Below are 16,281 nucleotides of genomic sequence, written 5' to 3'. Positions count from 1 at the left end.
CTATGAAATTAGCTCAGGAATTAGCAAGAGATCTATTACGTATTAAAGCAGTGCAAATTAATCCTGAAAATTATTTTACTTGGACATCTGGTATTAAGTCGCCCATTTATTGTGATAATCGAATAACGATGTCCTTTCCAGAGATACGCAAAAAAATAACATTAGCTTTTATTGAAAAAATGGAGTATTTGGATATAAAGCCTGACATAATTGCCGGATGTGCAACTGCTGGCATTCCTCATGCGGCATGGCTTGCAGATAGCTTGAATCTTCCTATGGTATATGTTCGCTCTAAACCAAAGGGACACGGTAAAGGAAATCAAATTGAAGGTTATCAAGTAGAAGGGAAAAAGGTGCTTGTTATAGAAGATTTAATCTCAACTGGTGGATCAGCACTAGAGGCTGTAGAAGCCTTGGAAAAAGCAGGGGCAATAGTAGTCTATGTGTTATCCATCTTTACATATGGTCTAGAAAAAGCAACCGTTAATTTTGAGCAAGTAAATCTAAATTTTCAAAGTCTCACAAACTATGATGAATTAATTGAGGGATTAGAAGCGGATGGGAAGCTTGATGCATTTCAAAAATCAGCGCTAATTGAATGGCGAAACTCAATCAAAATCTAATCGATGTGCAATAACTAGATTCTTATTATATAATGAAGATGTATAATAAAAAATTATCTATAAGAGGATTTAAATTATGAAGATTGAGGATTACGAATTACTTCTAAAATTAAATAAAATTGGTACTATTAGAGGAACCGCAAAAGCAATCTTAATTTCTCAGCCTGCTGTTACACAACGATTAAAATTTATTGAAGATTATTTTGGCGAAATGATTTTTATTCGAACACCAAAGAATTTGGTGCTAACACCTAGTGGAGAAATTATTTTACAGCATGCCAAACGAGTTATTGAGGAAGAGCAGGCGTTAAAAAACAGGCTCTCAACCTCAAGTATGGAAGTGCAAGGAACACTTTCTATTGCTTGTTCATCATTAATTAGTCAGCGATTTCTTCCAAAGATATTAGGGGAATACACAAGTCTTTTTCCAAAGGTAACGATTGACTTAGTAACAGGTATTAGTGAAGACATTAAGAAAAATCATAAGGATTATCATGTCTGTATTATTCGAGGTGAAAAGCTTAAAGAAAGTACTAGTATTCGGTTGTTTGATGACCCATTGTATATTTTTGATACAGAATCCTTTCCAAAAGAAACCTTAAAAGAGCGCCCATTAATATCATTTAAGAGTGATGATAGCATGCATGAACTAGTAGATAATTGGCTTTATCATCATCAGCATCGAATTAAACCTTTAAGAACGATTACGGTCGATCAGATTGAAACCTGTAAACAGTTTATGAAGCAAGGAATTGGCATGGCAGTATTACCCAAAAGTGTATCGGATTCGATGATGGATGAATTTCCACATGTTGCATTAGAATCTGATGGAAAACCTGTAACGAGATATACGTGGGTATCTTATCAAGAAGGAATTCGCGAGCTACCTCAAGTAGATCAATTTATTAATATGCTAACGGATGAGACGTTTTTTTAATAGGAATCAATATCACCTTATAAGATGAAATACCTATCAATTCATATGAAAAAAATTGATAGGTATTTTTTTACACACATGCATGAATCTATTGCGTTAGGGTAATAAGAGATACACTATATATTATGTATTCTAGGAGGTTAGCGATGCGAAAAATAACACTTTCCAATGGTAGCAAAGTGGAAGTCGACTGCTTAAGTTGTGCAATTACAGGTGGAAGCATGAAACCAGATGGTGGCGTTGTCATGGAGACAGAATTTTTTCACGCGCACCAAGATGTTGCCTATCCAATTAAAGGATTAATCATCCTGGCTTCTAAACGACATGTAACATGCCTTGATGAACTGACGGAAGAAGAGCAATTAGATTATATGAAGGCTTTATCGAAGATTAGAAAGGCCCAAAGAAACGTATTAGGAATAGAATATGTTTATTATTTTTATAACGAAGATACAACTCACCATTTTCATACATGGATGGTTCCAAGATATCAATGGATGTACGATTTCGGAAGATCAGTAGAATCAGTGAGACCGGTATTACTACATGCTCGCAATAATATGAATGATAAGGAAAATATTCAAGAAGTAATGAATGCCATTAACAGTCTGACAAAGGAATTAAATAAAGGTCCGTCATTGTAATAGGCTCCTCTAGTTAATTCTCTATATTTTATTAGATTCAGCATAAAAAAATGGGATTCTATGTTAAGATTGCTATATTCCATTTTGATTTAATTTAAGAAAAGAAGGTAATAAAGTGGAGTTTTTAACCGAAAAGCTATTATATATTGCTTTGTTTATTTTTGTCATTCATTCTATTGAAACACTTGCTTATGCAGTAAGATTATCAGGCGCAAGGGTGAAAATGATTGCTTCTGCTTTATCCTTATTCAATGTAATGGTTATACTGTCAAGATTAGCAAATATGATGCAACAACCGTTTACTGGTAGTTTAATTGATGGAGCACCTAATGAAAATGCACTAGAGTTTGTGGAGAATCAATTTCGCTTTTTGATTGGCGCTTCTACAGTTGGAACCGTTTTTGGAATAATACTTCTCCCGACGTTTATTGCAGTATTTTCCCGAGCGATTATCCATTTATCAGAAGAAAGAGGATCTATTCCATCTTTATTTAAACGAATATTTTCGTTGAAATACATAAAGCGTGGTATAAAGCATTTTAACCTACCAAAATTTACATACTTAAGATCGACTATAATGAAAGACATTCCGATTAAATTATTTTTTGTAAATATGGTTATAACTGCTATTTACACAATCGGTGTTTTATCAGCCTTGTACGCAGCGTTGTTAGTCCCTGAAAGAGCTTCAACAGCAATCATGGCTTCGGGCTTGATAAACGGGATTGCAACCATTCTATTAGTTATATTCATTGATCCTAAAATTTCCGTCATTGCGGATGACGTTGTCAATCAAAGAGGGAGCTATCAGAAACTTAAAAGTATTTCATTGTTGATGGTGACATCTAGGTTTTTAGGAACATTACTAGCACAATTATTGTTTATTCCGGGTGCAGCATATATTGCATGGTTAACCGGGTTTATTGTGTAACACTTTCTATTCATTTATGTGCTTGAGGTTGACAGTTAACAAAGTATTTATTGAGTGATTTGGGCTGAATTGTTGCAATTTTCACTTGGGTATCGGTTATCGTTTTTATATAGAAGAGAAGTCTTTAAAATATTTTTAAGGTTTATTTGGTAAAAGGTGGATGTGCGAAGATGACCCAGAGGTTAGTGAAGATGCAATACGATTTACCAAGAAGTTAGCTGTAATAGGTCTAATCTTTATATCATCGATTATTGCAATTTTACTTATATTCACTTTCTTATAAATAACTATTATTGTAAGCAAGAATACTATAAAACGGAACCGGACATCACGATAATCGTAAATGCTTTGGTTCCGTTGTTGGTTATTTCTTTAATTGAATAATCATTGATTTTTCAGGTGTAACAAATACCGTTTTTTGATTATCATACGTTACAAATCCAGGTTTAGATCCGTTCGGTTTTTTGACATGGCGTACTCTTGTATAATCAACAGGCACCGAGGATGATTCCTGAGACTTACTATAATAAGCGGCAAGCTGTGCTGCCTCTATTATGGTCTGCTCACTAGGATCTTTTGACCGGATGATGACATGTGAACCAGGAATATCCTTGGTATGTAACCAAAGTTCGTCTCGATGTGCTAACTTCATCGTCAGGTATTCGTTTTGTTTGTTATTTTTCCCTACTAAAATCAAGGTGCCATCTGATGCTTCATACTCCTCTGGCTGTGGAAGATGCTGCTTGCTTTTCTTCTTATTTTTTGTTTGTTTTTTTAAATAGCCTTCTTCTCGAAGCTCTTCTCGTATTTCTTCGATGTCCTCAACACCAGCTACTTGAACTTGTTGTAACAGCTGTTCAAAGTAGGTAAGCTCTTCGTTTGTTTTCACAATTTCTTCTTCAACTTTTACTTTAGAAGTCTTTAGTTTCTGATAAGTTTTAAAAAAGCTTTGTGCATTTTCACTCGGACTTTTATTAGGATTTAGATCAATAGTCATTTCATTTTGTTCTGGATCATAGTAATCCACAACGTTGATGGAGGAATCTCCTGGTTTAATTAAATGCATATTTGCCGTTAATAACTCACCCTGTTTTTGATAGCTATCAGCATTTTCTGCTCTTTTTATCGTACGCAAATGCTTTTTAAGCTTACGTTCATTCTTATCTTTCTCATTTTGAATAAATCGATATAAATCCTTTGCTTGTTGTTTTACTCGGTCTCGCTCCGCTTTACCAGAAAAAAATTCATCAAGCATTTTATTTGTAGAAGAGAAAGCAACTGTTTCACCTTTAAAGGAGTGAATGGCTATGACATGGAAATCTTCCCTAGTCCCTTTATAGATAACAGGTTCAAAGGAATCCGTTAACAGTTGATTTTTAATTTCTTGAAACTTCTCCATAAATACTTGTGCTGAACCTAAATTAGTTCGACTGACAATTTCCTTTGCGATAAAAGGCGATAACCCAACTAATTGAGAGACAATTTGGTTCTCTAGCTTACCAGCATTAAAATCTAGACGTTTGACAAATGCTTCACCGTCAACTTCCAATGGATTTAATTTGTCCTGCTGTGGCGGCAACACATACGCTGACCCTGGTAATACAGTCCGGTGCCTATTTTGTGCCATGGAAATATGTTTTAAGCTGTCTATTATTTGACCTTTATCCGTGTCAACTAGCATTAGGTTACTATGCTTACCCATTAGCTCTAAAATTAGTGTTTTAGAGGCTATATCTCCAATTTCATTTCTCGTTTTTATCGTAAAGTTAATGATACGTTCCATTCCGAATTGCTCAATGGATTCAATAATTGCACCAGATAGATGCTTTCGTAATACCATACAAAACATAGGTGCTACTGGTGGATTTTGATACGTATCATCTGTTAGATGGACACGAGAATATGTAGGATGAATCGATAATAGTAGTACATGATTTTTACCTTGACTTCTTACTGTCATCACAACTTCTGTGTCGGTTGGTTGATGTATTTTAGTAATTTTTCCTGGTGTTAGATATTGTTCTAATTCCTTTGTAACAGCTCTTGTTACGATTCCATCAAATGGCATGTGACTCACCTCTCTTCCTAAATTATATCATTTTTTGGGACAAGTCTGCATAGATATCACTAAGAGAATAGGAGATATTATATGCTCTCAATAAGCGTGGAGGAATGCAACGTGAAAAAGTGGTATCAATTAGATGTGGAACATGTAGAACAAAAGCTTCAAGTAACAGTAAATAGGGGACTTTCATCAAAGCAAGTAGAGCAGCGTCAGAAGCAATACGGTTACAATTTGTTGGAATCAAAAAAACAAACACCGAAATGGCTTATATTTTTGAAGCAGTTTCAGGACTTTATGGTATTGGTGTTACTTGCAGCCACATTAATTGCAGGAATGCTTGGTGAATTTGTTGACGCAGTTGCGATTATGGTAATTGTTTTAGTGAATGGATTTATTGGCTATTTTCAAGAGCAGAAAGCGGAGAAATCACTGGAAAAATTAAAAGAACTTTCAGCTCCTATGGCAAATGTTTTTCGCGATAAAAGATGGGAGAAAGTAAATTCTCGTGAGCTTGTTGTAGGAGATATTGTGAAGGTAGGTAGTGGTGATAGAATCCCTGCAGATATCCGTATCGTAAAATCAAGCAGTATGGAAACAGAGGAATCAGCTTTAACAGGTGAATCGTTGCCAGTAATGAAGCATGCATCGGCAATCATGAGAGACGATTTGGATGCTGGGGACCAAGTGAATATGGGATTTATGGGGACGTTAGTTACGCGTGGTTCAGGTATTGGAATAGTGGTTGGAACAGGAATGAATACTGTAATGGGCCAAATCGCTTCTCTCATGTCAAATACGAAAAAAATACCAACTCCTCTCGAGAGAAAGCTTGCTGAATTAGGAAAGATATTAATTGTTGTTGCAATATTATTAACAATTCTTGTAGTAGGACTAGGAGTAATACAAGGACATCCAGTTTATCATATGTTCTTGGCAGGAGTTTCTCTTGCGGTAGCAGCGATTCCAGAGGGGTTACCTGCTATCGTTACGGTTGCATTGTCACTTGGCGTTCAGCGTATGATTCGGAAGAAGGCTATTGTTCGGAAGTTATCCGCAGTGGAAACGTTAGGATGTGCCTCTGTCATTTGTTCGGATAAGACAGGAACCATGACAGAGAACCAGATGACTGTAAAAGAAGTCTTTTTAAATGGTGAGAATTTAACGGTGACTGGTGATGGCTATGATATTGAAGGACATTTTCAGATAGGAAAACAACAGCTAAAACGAGATTATCCAAATTTAGAGATGATGCTATTATACGGACAGCTTTGTAATAACGCAGCGCTTCAAGTGAAGAAGGGGAAGTACTTTGTTGACGGAGACCCCACAGATGGAGCTTTATTAGTTGCTGCCCGTAAGATTGGACTATCCACTAGCAATAGTGAAAGCTTTCAAGTAATTAAGGAAATACCGTTTGATTCTGATCGAAAAAGAATGAGTGTTGTAGTTGAGGATGAAAATGGAAGACGATTCCTCATTACCAAAGGTGCACCAGATGTTCTACTACCTCGTTGTAACTACTTCCTAGAAAAAGATGAACGAAAAATCCTAAAGGAGCAGGATAAACAAAACATTGAGCATGCGATAGATGATATGGCAGAAAAAGCACTGCGGACTATTGCCATAAGCATGAAGCAATTATCGAAAGATGTATCACTTGAAACGGGGTTTTTAGAAAAGGATTTAACATTTATTGGTTTATATGGAATGATTGATCCGCCAAGAAAAGAAGTAAGACATGCAATTGAAGAATGCAGACAAGCTGGTATAAAAACGGTCATGATTACTGGTGATCACGTCAAAACAGCTCGAGCGATCGCCAAAAACTTACGATTATTGCCGGATGATGGCTTGGTACTAGAAGGACAGCAATTAAATCAAATGTCGACTGATGAATTAGAAGAAATGATTGAGGATGTTTATGTCTTTGCAAGGGTCACACCCGAGCATAAATTAAAAATTGTTAAGGCATTTCAAAACAAAGGTCATATTGTAGCGATGACAGGTGATGGGGTCAATGATGCTCCAGCAATTAAAGCTAGTGATATCGGAATCAGTATGGGAATTAGTGGGACTGATGTTACAAAGGAGGCTTCCTCGCTTGTATTAATGGATGATAACTTTGCTACGATTAAAGCTGCTATCAAAGAAGGGCGTAATATATATGAAAACATTCGTAAGTTCATTCGATATTTACTTGCATCGAATGTAGGAGAAATATTGGTGATGTTGTTCGCGATGTTACTCGGAATGCCTCTTCCATTAGTACCGGTGCAAATTCTTTGGGTCAACTTAGTGACGGATGGTCTACCAGCTATGGCATTAGGGCTAGATCAACCTGAAGGCGATGTTATGAAGCGTGGACCTCGTAGCCCGAAGGAAGGTGTCTTTGCAAGAGGGTTAGGCTTTAAAATTATTAGCAGGGGATTCTTAATTGGAGCGGTAACATTAATCGCCTTTATGCTAACTTACCAAAACAATCCAGAAAATCTAATATATGGTCAAACCATTGCTTTTGCTACTCTAGTAATGGCTCAATTAATTCATGTATTTGATTGTCGTAGTGAAAAATCAGTGTTTGATCGAAATCCCTTCGAAAATATATATCTCGTACTAGCGGTAATATCTTCTATATTGTTATTACTAATTGTGATTTACTGGCCACCTTTACAACCAATCTTCCATACCATGACCTTAACATTACGAGATTGGATGTTAATAATTGGACTAGGTGCGTTGCCAACTGTCTTATTTGGATTTACAAAAAGATAATCTGTAAAAGAACCTTTCATTTATTGGAAAGGTTCTTTATTTTGATTTCAAACGATGGTATTCGTGCCGGGCAAAATCTTGTGCTATAATAACCAATAGTAATCGTTTTAGAGTGGGTGATATTAGTGGTGATGAGTATGACAGGGTATGGGGCGAGTTCTTTTCAACTTGATAATACTGCTATCACGGTAGAAATAAAATCGGTTAACCACCGATTTTTAGATATTATACCAAAATATCCAAGAGCTTTTTTGTTTTTAGAGGATAAAATAAAACAAATTATAAAGCACTATTTTAACAGAGGTAGAATAGAGATACATATTGATATTGAAGGGGAAACTTTTGTAAACAAATCCATTGTTACGGATTGGAGTCTAATGGATCAATTTATACAACAAATACATATTGCAAAGGAACGATATCAGTTAGAAGGCGATATTCCTGTTTCTATTATTACGCAATTACCAGAGTTGATTACGGTAACAGAGAAAGAAGAGAAGCCAAATGAGCTTCAAGAACAGCTTTTAGATTGCATTAAGCTTGCCTGTGAGCAAATGCTCAAGATGCGATTGGAAGAAGGAAAAAAATTAATACACGATATCATGAATCGTGTACAGGTTATTCGAGATATGATCCATCTACTGGAAGAGAGAAGAGAGACCGTTGTTTCGGAATATCGAACTAGAATTCAAAGCAGAATTGAAGATTATTTAGAGGACGCAACAGTTCTAGAGGAAAGTCGGCTTCATCAGGAAATAGCACTTCTAGCGGAAAAAGGAGATATATCTGAAGAAATTACTCGCTTATTAAGTCATGTAGATCACGTCGAGGAGATTTGCAAAAGTAATCAACCTATTGGTAGAAAGCTTGATTTTGTCCTTCAAGAAATGAACCGTGAAGCAAATACGATTGGGTCAAAATCTACTGATCATAAAATAGGTGTATGGACAGTAACAATGAAGAGTGAAATTGAAAAAATTAAAGAACAAGTTCAAAATATAGAGTAATGACATACAATCATACTTTAATTTTCGTAAAAAAGCTTATATAATAGGTTAGAATGATAAGGGGGAAGAAAATTGGGATTACAATTAATTAATATTGGTTTTGGAAATGTAGTTTCAGCCAATCGAGTGATATCGATTGTATCACCGGAATCAGCACCAATTAAAAGAATTATCTCTGTTGCAAGAGATAACAATAAATTAGTAGATGCTACATATGGAAGAAGAACTAGAGCGGTTATTATAACTGATAGTGACCATGTTGTCCTTTCAGCAGTACAGCCTGAGACAGTTGGACAACGTGTGCTGAGTCATGATGAAATATCAGATGAATAATCGCTGACAATCACATAGGAGGAAAAGACTTGATTGAAGAGAAAGGTATATTATTTATTCTCTCAGGCCCATCAGGTGTTGGGAAGGGAACGGTAAGAAAAGAGTTATTTGAACAAAAAACAGATTTAAAATATTCCATTTCCATGACAACCCGTGAAAAAAGGCCAGGTGAGATTGATGGAATTGACTATTTTTATAAAACAAATGAAGAATTCGAAAAACTAATTCAAGAAGATAAGCTACTAGAATACGCTAAATTTGTGAATAATTATTATGGAACTCCTAAGGAATATGTTGAAGAAACCTTAGCAAAAGGTCATGATGTATTTCTTGAGATTGAAGTTCAGGGTGCAATGCAAGTAAAGAAGAACTTCCCGGAAGGTGTATTTATCTTCTTATTCCCACCAAGCTTAGAAGAACTGAAGAATAGAATTGTAAATCGTGGGACAGAAACGGAAGAGTTAATCTTAAATCGGTTAAAAGAAGCTCGGAATGAAATTGAAATGATGGACGCCTATGATTATGTAGTTGTTAATGATGATGTCGAAAAGGCAGTTTCGAAAATTCAATCCATCATACAAAGTGAACATTGTAAGCGGGAACGTATTGCAGCGCAATATAAAAAGTTATTGGAGGATGAAATGTAATGATGTTAGAACCATCAATTGATGCATTACAAGAAAAAATCAAGTCTAAATATTCTTTGGTTACGTTATCTGCTAAGAGAGCGAGACAACTACGTGAATTAAAAAACGTTCGAATTGAAAAGCCAAAATCACAAAAATTTGTTGGCATTGCACTAGAGGAAATCGCAGCTAATGAATTGATATTAGAAGAAAACCAGTAAAATTAAATCCCTTGCATCTTCGTATGCGAGGGATTTTCCTATTCGTTCTAGAAATTATCTTTATCGAAAATTTATGGTATAACTAGACTAGAAGAATATTTTTCCATGTACGAGAAAGGTGTTTGTTAATGATGCAGAACAAAAATATTTTACTTGGTGTATCAGGTGGAATTGCAGCATATAAAGCTTGCGCACTAACGAGTAAGTTAACCCAGCAAGGCGCTAATGTAAGAATAATCATGACTGATAGTGCAACAAAATTTGTTTCACCACTTACTTTTCAAGCTCTATCAAGAAATGATGTCTATATGGATACTTTCGAGGAGAAAGATGCTGCAAAGATTGCACATATTGATTTAGCTGATTGGGCTGATATTGTGATTTTAGCACCAGCAACAGCCAATATAATTGGAAAGCTTGCTAATGGAATTGCAGATGATATGCTTTCAACAACACTTCTTGCTACCAAAGCTACAGTGTATATTGCACCTGCCATGAATGTTAATATGTATGAACATCCTGCTGTAGTGAGAAACATGAACCTGCTTACAGCGTATGGCTATCACTTTATTGAACCAGGTGCTGGTTACCTAGCGTGTGGTTGGATTGGGAAAGGTAGACTAGAAGAACCAGAAGCAATTATTGAAGTAATAAAATCCCATCAAGAAAAAGAAACACTATTAGCCGGTAAGAGAATTCTAATATCAGCAGGACCTACACGTGAAAAAATCGATCCGGTCCGTTATTTTACAAACCAATCAACCGGAAAGATGGGCTTTGCTTTAGCAGAAGCGGCAGCAGAAATGGGAGCAGCAGTCACCCTTGTATCTGGTCCAGTATCACTCGAAATTTCATCTAATAAGATTAAACGAATTAATGTCACTACTGCCGAAGAGATGTTTCAAGTAATGAATGTGGAATTTTCATCACATGACATTGTGATTAAATCTGCTGCAGTAGCTGATTATCGACCGAAGATTACCTATGATGAGAAAATGAAAAAGAAAGATGGTAAACTTCATATTGAAATGGAGCGAACAAAGGATATTTTAAAGTCTCTAGGTGAAAAGAAAGCACATCAATTTCTAGTTGGCTTTGCTGCTGAAACCCAGAACCCTATACAATATGGAAAAGGTAAGCTGAAGAACAAAAACTTGGATGCCATTGTTATCAATAATGTCTCAGAGGAAGGGGCAGGGTTTGGTAGTGATACGAATATCGTAACCTATATCAACAGTAAATCTGAGGAGCACGAGATCTCGATTGCTTCCAAAAAAGAGATTGCAAGAAGCGTTTTACAGTTAATTTTGCAAGATATGAAGGATGACGTAGTGTGAATATAGCGAAGGTAATTGTTGATGTACAAGCAAAGGCTATCAATCAGACATTTGACTATCTAATTCCAGATAAATTCCAAGATATCCTGACTGAAGGGATGCGTGTGATCGTACCATTTGGCCCTAGAAAAATAACTGGATTTGTTGTTGGGAAAAAAACAACTTCGGATTATTCTCAGCTTAAGAAAATAATCGATGTGTTAGATATCAGCCCAGTGCTGACAGGTGAATTACTAGAATTAGGGAGATGGGTTGCTGACGAGACCGTAACCTTATATATTACAGCTTATCAGGCGATGCTCCCACAAGTGTTGAAGGCACAATATAAAAAGGAATTAATACGCAATACAGCCGAGGAATTAATTCCAGAATTAGAGCATTTATTTGCAGGGCGAGATGTTATTAGTTATGAGGAGTTTGTGCATTCGAACATATCGTATGCCAAATTACAACGTGCTATCCAAGAATCTTTTATCTCCATTAATTATCTTGTAAAGTCAAAGATCACAAAGAAACTTGTTACTATAATCGAGCCTAGCCAGGAGACATACCAATTAGAGGAATCACTAATTGATATGTCACAGAACGCGAAGAAGCAAAGACAATTATTATCCTATTTTATTGAAAAACCAGAACCAATTGAACAAAGTAAACTATTTCAAATTACAAATACGAATCGAACTGTACTACGTGCCTTATTAGATAAGCAGCTACTCAAGGAAAATAAAAAGGAAATCTATCGAAATCCTTATCAGGATACGAATTTTGAAAGAACTTATCCATTGCAACTAACAGAGCAGCAATCGATTGCACTAAATCCTATTAAAGAAAAGATAAGTCACGAGGAGCATGATGTTTTTTTAGTTCATGGTATTACAGGAAGTGGGAAAACGGAGATTTACCTACAAGCTATTCAAGAAGTCATTAGTAAGGGAAAGGAAGCCATCGTCTTAGTACCAGAAATATCCCTCACACCCCAAATGGTGAAACGTTTTAAGGGGCGATTCGGCAGTGATGTCGCTGTTATGCATAGTGCACTTTCAAATGGTGAGAAGTATGATGAATGGAGAAAAATTCAGGCAAAAGAAGTTAAAGTTGTTGTCGGTGCAAGATCTGCTATATTTGCTCCATTTGAAAATATTGGAATTATTATTATCGATGAAGAGCATGAGACTACCTATAAACAGGAGGATCAGCCGAGATATCACGCGAGGGATGTGGCGATAAGACGTGGTCAATATCATAATTGTCCCGTTATTCTAGGTAGTGCAACACCGACGCTTGAATCATATGCAAGAGCAAAAAAAGATGTTTACCAACTCGTAACGTTAGATAAACGGACAAATAATCAAGAAATGCCGGCTGTCGAAATTGTGGATATGCGAGAAGAATTACATGCTGGCAACCGTTCTATGTTTTCGTCAACATTAAAGGAAAATATGGAAGCGACCATCGGTAGAGGAGAACAAATTGTATTATTATTGAATAGAAGAGGATATTCTACTTTTGTGATGTGTCGGGACTGTGGCCATGTTAAAGAATGTCCACACTGTGACATTGCGTTAACCTATCATAAGAAATCAAATCAACTTAAATGTCATTATTGTTCTTATGAAGAACCAATGCCTATTGTCTGCCCAGAATGCAATAGTGATTTAATTCGTTATTTTGGGACAGGAACACAAAGAATTGAGGAATCATTAAATCAATTAATGCCACATGCTCGTGTTATCCGAATGGATGTTGATACAACTAGGAGGAAAGGATCACATGAGAAGCTTCTTCACCAATTTTCAAACAAAGAAGCGGATATTTTATTAGGAACACAAATGATTGCGAAAGGACTCGACTTTGCGAATGTCACCTTGGTGGGAGTCTTGACAGCAGATTCAATGCTGCATCTTCCAGATTTTCGTTCCAGTGAAAAAACATTTCAGTTACTCACACAAGTTAGCGGCAGAGCTGGAAGGCATGAATTGCCTGGAAAAGTGATTGTCCAATCCTATACGCCAGAGCATTATAGTATTCAATTAGCTAGTAATTATGATTACAATCAATTTTTCATGCAGGAAATGCAAATTAGAAAATCCTTCCGTTATCCACCTTATGTTTATCTATCATTGATAACCGTTTCACATCCTAATCATGTAAAAGTTGTTCAAATCACACAACGTATTGTGCAGCTTCTATTAAAAGTAGTCCAAGAAGATACGACAGTTCTTGGTCCGACGCCTTCTCCCATTACACGGGTCAAAGATAGATATCGCTATCAATGCATGATAAAATACAAAAAAGAACCGAAATTACGCACTTATATTCAAAAAATAATGGATCAGTTTTCGGATGAAGTACGTAAAGAGAACTTATTAATAACAGTTGATATGCAACCATATCATCTGATGTAGAAAGTAGGTAATTGAATGAAACGAATTGTATTCATGGGTACGCCAGATTTTTCAGTACCAATTTTAAATAAGCTAATTCATTCCGAATATGAAATTGTATTAGTGGTTACACAGCCAGATAGACCAAAAGGCAGAAAAAAGGTAATTACACCTCCTCCTGTAAAAGTAGAGGCAGAGACACATGGAATTCCAGTATTCCAACCTGAAAAAATTGGTCGAGATTATGCGGAAATACTGACCTATAAACCTGACTTAATCGTGACCGCTGCATATGGCCAAATCCTCCCGAATGAATTGCTTACCGCACCTCGGTTTGGTTGTATTAATGTTCATGCATCCCTTTTACCTGAATTACGTGGTGGGGCTCCTATTCATTATGCAATTATGCAAGGGAAACCAGAGACCGGTGTAACGATTATGTATATGGTTGAGAAGTTAGATGCTGGTGATATGTTAACACAAGCTAGTATTCCAATTGAATCAGATGATCATGTTGGTTCCATGCATGACAAGCTTTCAACATTAGGAGCAGATTTATTAATGGAAACTATTCCTCAATTATTCGAAGGAAAAATTAATCCTGTTCAACAAGATGATTCGAAGGCAACGTTTGCATCGAATATAAAACGGGAGCAAGAGCGTATTGATTGGAATAGGTCGAATCTAGAGATTTACAACCAAATTAGAGGGCTTCACCCCTGGCCAGTTGCTTTTTCGACGTATCAACAAAAAAATATGAAAATTTGGTGGGGAGAACTTGATAATCAAAAGTATGATGGGGAGCCTGGCGAAATAGTTGCTAAGGATCAAGATGAAGCGTTCATTGTAGCTTGTGGAAATGGTAAAGGTATCCGTATTACCGAAATACAGCCTGAAGGTAAGAAAAAAATGGCTGTTAAGGATTACCTTCAAGGATCCAGTGATCGAATACAAGTAGGAATTAAAATGGGTGAATTGTAATGAGTAAATATCTTCTAAGAAATACAATCATAGATTTATTATTGCGAATTGATCAGGACAGTGGTTATAGTCATCTTTTAATTAGTCATGAAATAAAATCTAAGAACATTTCCGCAAAGGACGAAGGATTATTGACAGAAATCGTGTATGGGACGATTCAACGGAAATTGACTTTGGATTATTTTATCGATCATTTTATTAATGCGAATAAGAAGATGGATTCTTGGGTTAGAATGCTTCTACGTATGTCAATTTATCAAATGGTTTACCTTGATAAAGTTCCAGATCATGCCATTATTCATGAAGCTGTTGAGATTGCAAAATATAGAGGTCATAAAGGTATATCATCTCTCGTTAATGCTATACTCCGAAATGTTCAGCGGAATGGTGTACCAGATACTGCATTAATATCAGACGAGGTTAGACGGCTTTCCATTGAAACGAGTCATCCTGAGTGGCTTGTAAAGCGCTGGATAAATTGCTATGGATTTGAAACAACAAAGGAAATGTGCGAAGCAAATTTACACCATAAACCTATCTCTATTCGTGTCCAACCGATGAAAATGTCGAGAGAAGATGCCATTAACCACTTAATAAATGAAGGGTTCGAGGTATCGAAATCATTTTTTTCTGAACAGGGCATTATTATTGAAAAAGGAAACATTCTACGTTCTTCGTTATTTTCAGAAGGTCTGGTGACCATTCAAGATCAAAGCTCTATGCTAGTAGGGGAGATGCTTGATGTGAAACCAGGATATAAGGTACTTGATGCATGTAGTGCTCCTGGTGGAAAAGCGACACATATTGCTGAAAAAATGGAAAATGAGGGTGTTATTCATGCTCATGACCTTCACGAGAAAAAAATTAAGCTAATAAATAAGAAGGCTAAAGAATTAAGTCTTTCTATCATTGATGCAAAGGCAGCGGATGCTAGAGGATTAAAGGACCTGTATGAACCAGAAACCTTTGATAGAATATTGATTGATGCACCTTGTTCTGGTTTAGGGGTTATGAGAGGAAAGCCAGATATAAAATATAACAAAAAAAGCGAAGATATTGAGCGACTAGCTGTTATTCAAAAAGATATACTAGCTAGTGTTTCAACCTTATTAAAACAAAATGGCTTGCTAATCTATAGTACCTGTACAGTTGACCCTGCTGAAAATGAAGAAGTGGTCGAGGAATTTCTAAAAAGTCATCGTAATTATTCTGTTGATACAGACTTTTTCGAAGAATTACCAGATTGCCTTAAGAATTCAAAAGGTATTACAGATTTCGGACTGCAGCTATATCCTCAAACCTATCATACAGATGGATTTTTCTTAACGAGATTAATTCGTACTACGTAATTCTAAAAGACTTTTAATGTAAGAAAAAAGTAGAAATAAATATTCTTCTTTGGTAATTTGTGTAATACTTA

General features: G+C 36.0%; 15 protein-coding genes. 14 read left to right on the top strand and 1 reads right to left on the bottom strand.

From position 1 onward, the window contains the following. Window positions 1-2: 2 nt before the first annotated feature. From pyrE to ABC228_RS04855, 5 genes are all read left to right on the top strand, one after another. On the top strand, window positions 3-623 hold the full coding sequence (gene pyrE / locus ABC228_RS04875; RefSeq protein ID WP_345823959.1) for an orotate phosphoribosyltransferase: 621 nt from the start codon (window positions 3-5) through the stop codon (window positions 621-623). 76 nt (window positions 624-699) lie between these two features. After that, window positions 700-1,560 (top strand): LysR family transcriptional regulator, encoded by an 861-nt coding sequence (locus ABC228_RS04870; RefSeq protein ID WP_345823958.1) that lies wholly within the window; start codon window positions 700-702, stop codon window positions 1,558-1,560. Window positions 1,561-1,706: 146 nt separating this feature from the next. After that, window positions 1,707-2,204, top strand: a complete 498-nt coding sequence (locus ABC228_RS04865; protein ID WP_345823956.1) for an HIT family protein — start codon at window positions 1,707-1,709, stop codon at window positions 2,202-2,204. Window positions 2,205-2,319: 115 nt separating this feature from the next. Continuing rightward, on the top strand, window positions 2,320-3,135 hold the full coding sequence (locus ABC228_RS04860) for a lipid II flippase Amj family protein (RefSeq protein WP_345823955.1): 816 nt from the start codon (window positions 2,320-2,322) through the stop codon (window positions 3,133-3,135). A 160-nt stretch (window positions 3,136-3,295) separates the two neighbouring features. Then, window positions 3,296-3,418 (top strand): hypothetical protein, encoded by a 123-nt coding sequence (locus ABC228_RS04855; RefSeq protein ID WP_345823954.1) that lies wholly within the window; start codon window positions 3,296-3,298, stop codon window positions 3,416-3,418. A gap of 81 nt (window positions 3,419-3,499) precedes the next feature. Here the strand turns inward: ABC228_RS04855 and ABC228_RS04850 are convergent, their stop codons facing one another. Then, entirely contained in the window at window positions 3,500-5,203 is a 1,704-nt protein-coding gene (locus ABC228_RS04850) for an Rqc2 family fibronectin-binding protein (protein ID WP_345823953.1), read from the bottom strand. A 111-nt stretch (window positions 5,204-5,314) separates the two neighbouring features. Here ABC228_RS04850 and ABC228_RS04845 point away from each other — a divergent pair, with 111 nt between their 5' ends. The 9 genes from ABC228_RS04845 (at window position 5,315) to rsmB (ending at window position 16,210) form a co-directional block, all read left to right on the top strand. Further along, on the top strand, window positions 5,315-7,972 hold the full coding sequence (locus tag ABC228_RS04845; RefSeq protein ID WP_345823952.1) for a calcium-translocating P-type ATPase, SERCA-type: 2,658 nt from the start codon (window positions 5,315-5,317) through the stop codon (window positions 7,970-7,972). A gap of 131 nt (window positions 7,973-8,103) precedes the next feature. Beyond that, window positions 8,104-8,979, top strand: a complete 876-nt coding sequence (locus ABC228_RS04840) for a YicC/YloC family endoribonuclease (protein ID WP_345824162.1) — start codon at window positions 8,104-8,106, stop codon at window positions 8,977-8,979. 72 nt (window positions 8,980-9,051) lie between these two features. After that, on the top strand, window positions 9,052-9,312 hold the full coding sequence (gene remA, locus ABC228_RS04835; RefSeq protein WP_345823951.1) for an extracellular matrix/biofilm regulator RemA: 261 nt from the start codon (window positions 9,052-9,054) through the stop codon (window positions 9,310-9,312). 29 nt (window positions 9,313-9,341) lie between these two features. After that, on the top strand, window positions 9,342-9,959 hold the full coding sequence (gene gmk, locus ABC228_RS04830) for a guanylate kinase (protein WP_345823950.1): 618 nt from the start codon (window positions 9,342-9,344) through the stop codon (window positions 9,957-9,959). Continuing rightward, window positions 9,959-10,159, top strand: a complete 201-nt coding sequence (gene rpoZ / locus ABC228_RS04825) for a DNA-directed RNA polymerase subunit omega (protein WP_345823949.1) — start codon at window positions 9,959-9,961, stop codon at window positions 10,157-10,159. The genes gmk and rpoZ overlap by 1 nt, the downstream gene beginning before the upstream one ends. Window positions 10,160-10,287: 128 nt before the next feature. Then, on the top strand, window positions 10,288-11,496 hold the full coding sequence (gene coaBC, locus ABC228_RS04820; RefSeq protein WP_345823948.1) for a bifunctional phosphopantothenoylcysteine decarboxylase/phosphopantothenate--cysteine ligase CoaBC: 1,209 nt from the start codon (window positions 10,288-10,290) through the stop codon (window positions 11,494-11,496). Then, on the top strand, window positions 11,493-13,901 hold the full coding sequence (priA, locus tag ABC228_RS04815; RefSeq protein ID WP_345823947.1) for a primosomal protein N': 2,409 nt from the start codon (window positions 11,493-11,495) through the stop codon (window positions 13,899-13,901). Before coaBC ends, priA begins: the two co-directional genes overlap by 4 nt. 15 nt (window positions 13,902-13,916) lie before the next feature. Continuing rightward, window positions 13,917-14,861 carry a methionyl-tRNA formyltransferase gene (fmt, locus tag ABC228_RS04810; protein ID WP_345823946.1) on the top strand — a complete coding sequence of 315 codons (945 nt, stop codon included), beginning with the start codon at window positions 13,917-13,919 and terminating at the stop codon, window positions 14,859-14,861. Further along, on the top strand, window positions 14,861-16,210 hold the full coding sequence (gene rsmB, locus ABC228_RS04805; protein ID WP_345823945.1) for a 16S rRNA (cytosine(967)-C(5))-methyltransferase RsmB: 1,350 nt from the start codon (window positions 14,861-14,863) through the stop codon (window positions 16,208-16,210). Before fmt ends, rsmB begins: the two co-directional genes overlap by 1 nt. The last annotated feature ends 71 nt before the right edge of the window (window positions 16,211-16,281 follow it).

This window comes from Ornithinibacillus xuwenensis (assembly GCF_039614845.1).
GTDB classification, from domain to species: domain Bacteria; phylum Bacillota; class Bacilli; order Bacillales; family Amphibacillaceae; genus Ornithinibacillus; species Ornithinibacillus xuwenensis.
Note: the sequence above shows the minus strand (reverse complement) of the source record. Positions and strands in the feature narration are given on the sequence as shown.

Excerpts from the sequence above, each read along its gene's own strand:
- ABC228_RS04870 (WP_345823958.1), top strand. The coding sequence starts at position 700 with ATGAAGATTGAGGATTACGAATTACTTCTAAAATTAAATAAAATTGGT.
- coaBC (WP_345823948.1), top strand. The coding sequence starts at position 10,288 with ATGATGCAGAACAAAAATATTTTACTTGGTGTATCAGGTGGAATTGCA.
- ABC228_RS04865 (WP_345823956.1), top strand. The coding sequence starts at position 1,707 with ATGCGAAAAATAACACTTTCCAATGGTAGCAAAGTGGAAGTCGACTGC.
- ABC228_RS04840 (WP_345824162.1), top strand. The coding sequence starts at position 8,104 with ATGAGTATGACAGGGTATGGGGCGAGTTCTTTTCAACTTGATAATACT.
- ABC228_RS04855 (WP_345823954.1), top strand. The coding sequence starts at position 3,296 with ATGTGCGAAGATGACCCAGAGGTTAGTGAAGATGCAATACGATTTACC.
- rsmB (WP_345823945.1), top strand. The coding sequence starts at position 14,861 with ATGAGTAAATATCTTCTAAGAAATACAATCATAGATTTATTATTGCGA.
- ABC228_RS04850 (WP_345823953.1), bottom strand. The coding sequence starts at position 5,203 with ATGCCATTTGATGGAATCGTAACAAGAGCTGTTACAAAGGAATTAGAA.
- rpoZ (WP_345823949.1), top strand. The coding sequence starts at position 9,959 with ATGATGTTAGAACCATCAATTGATGCATTACAAGAAAAAATCAAGTCT.
- pyrE (WP_345823959.1), top strand. The coding sequence starts at position 3 with ATGAAATTAGCTCAGGAATTAGCAAGAGATCTATTACGTATTAAAGCA.
- fmt (WP_345823946.1), top strand. The coding sequence starts at position 13,917 with ATGAAACGAATTGTATTCATGGGTACGCCAGATTTTTCAGTACCAATT.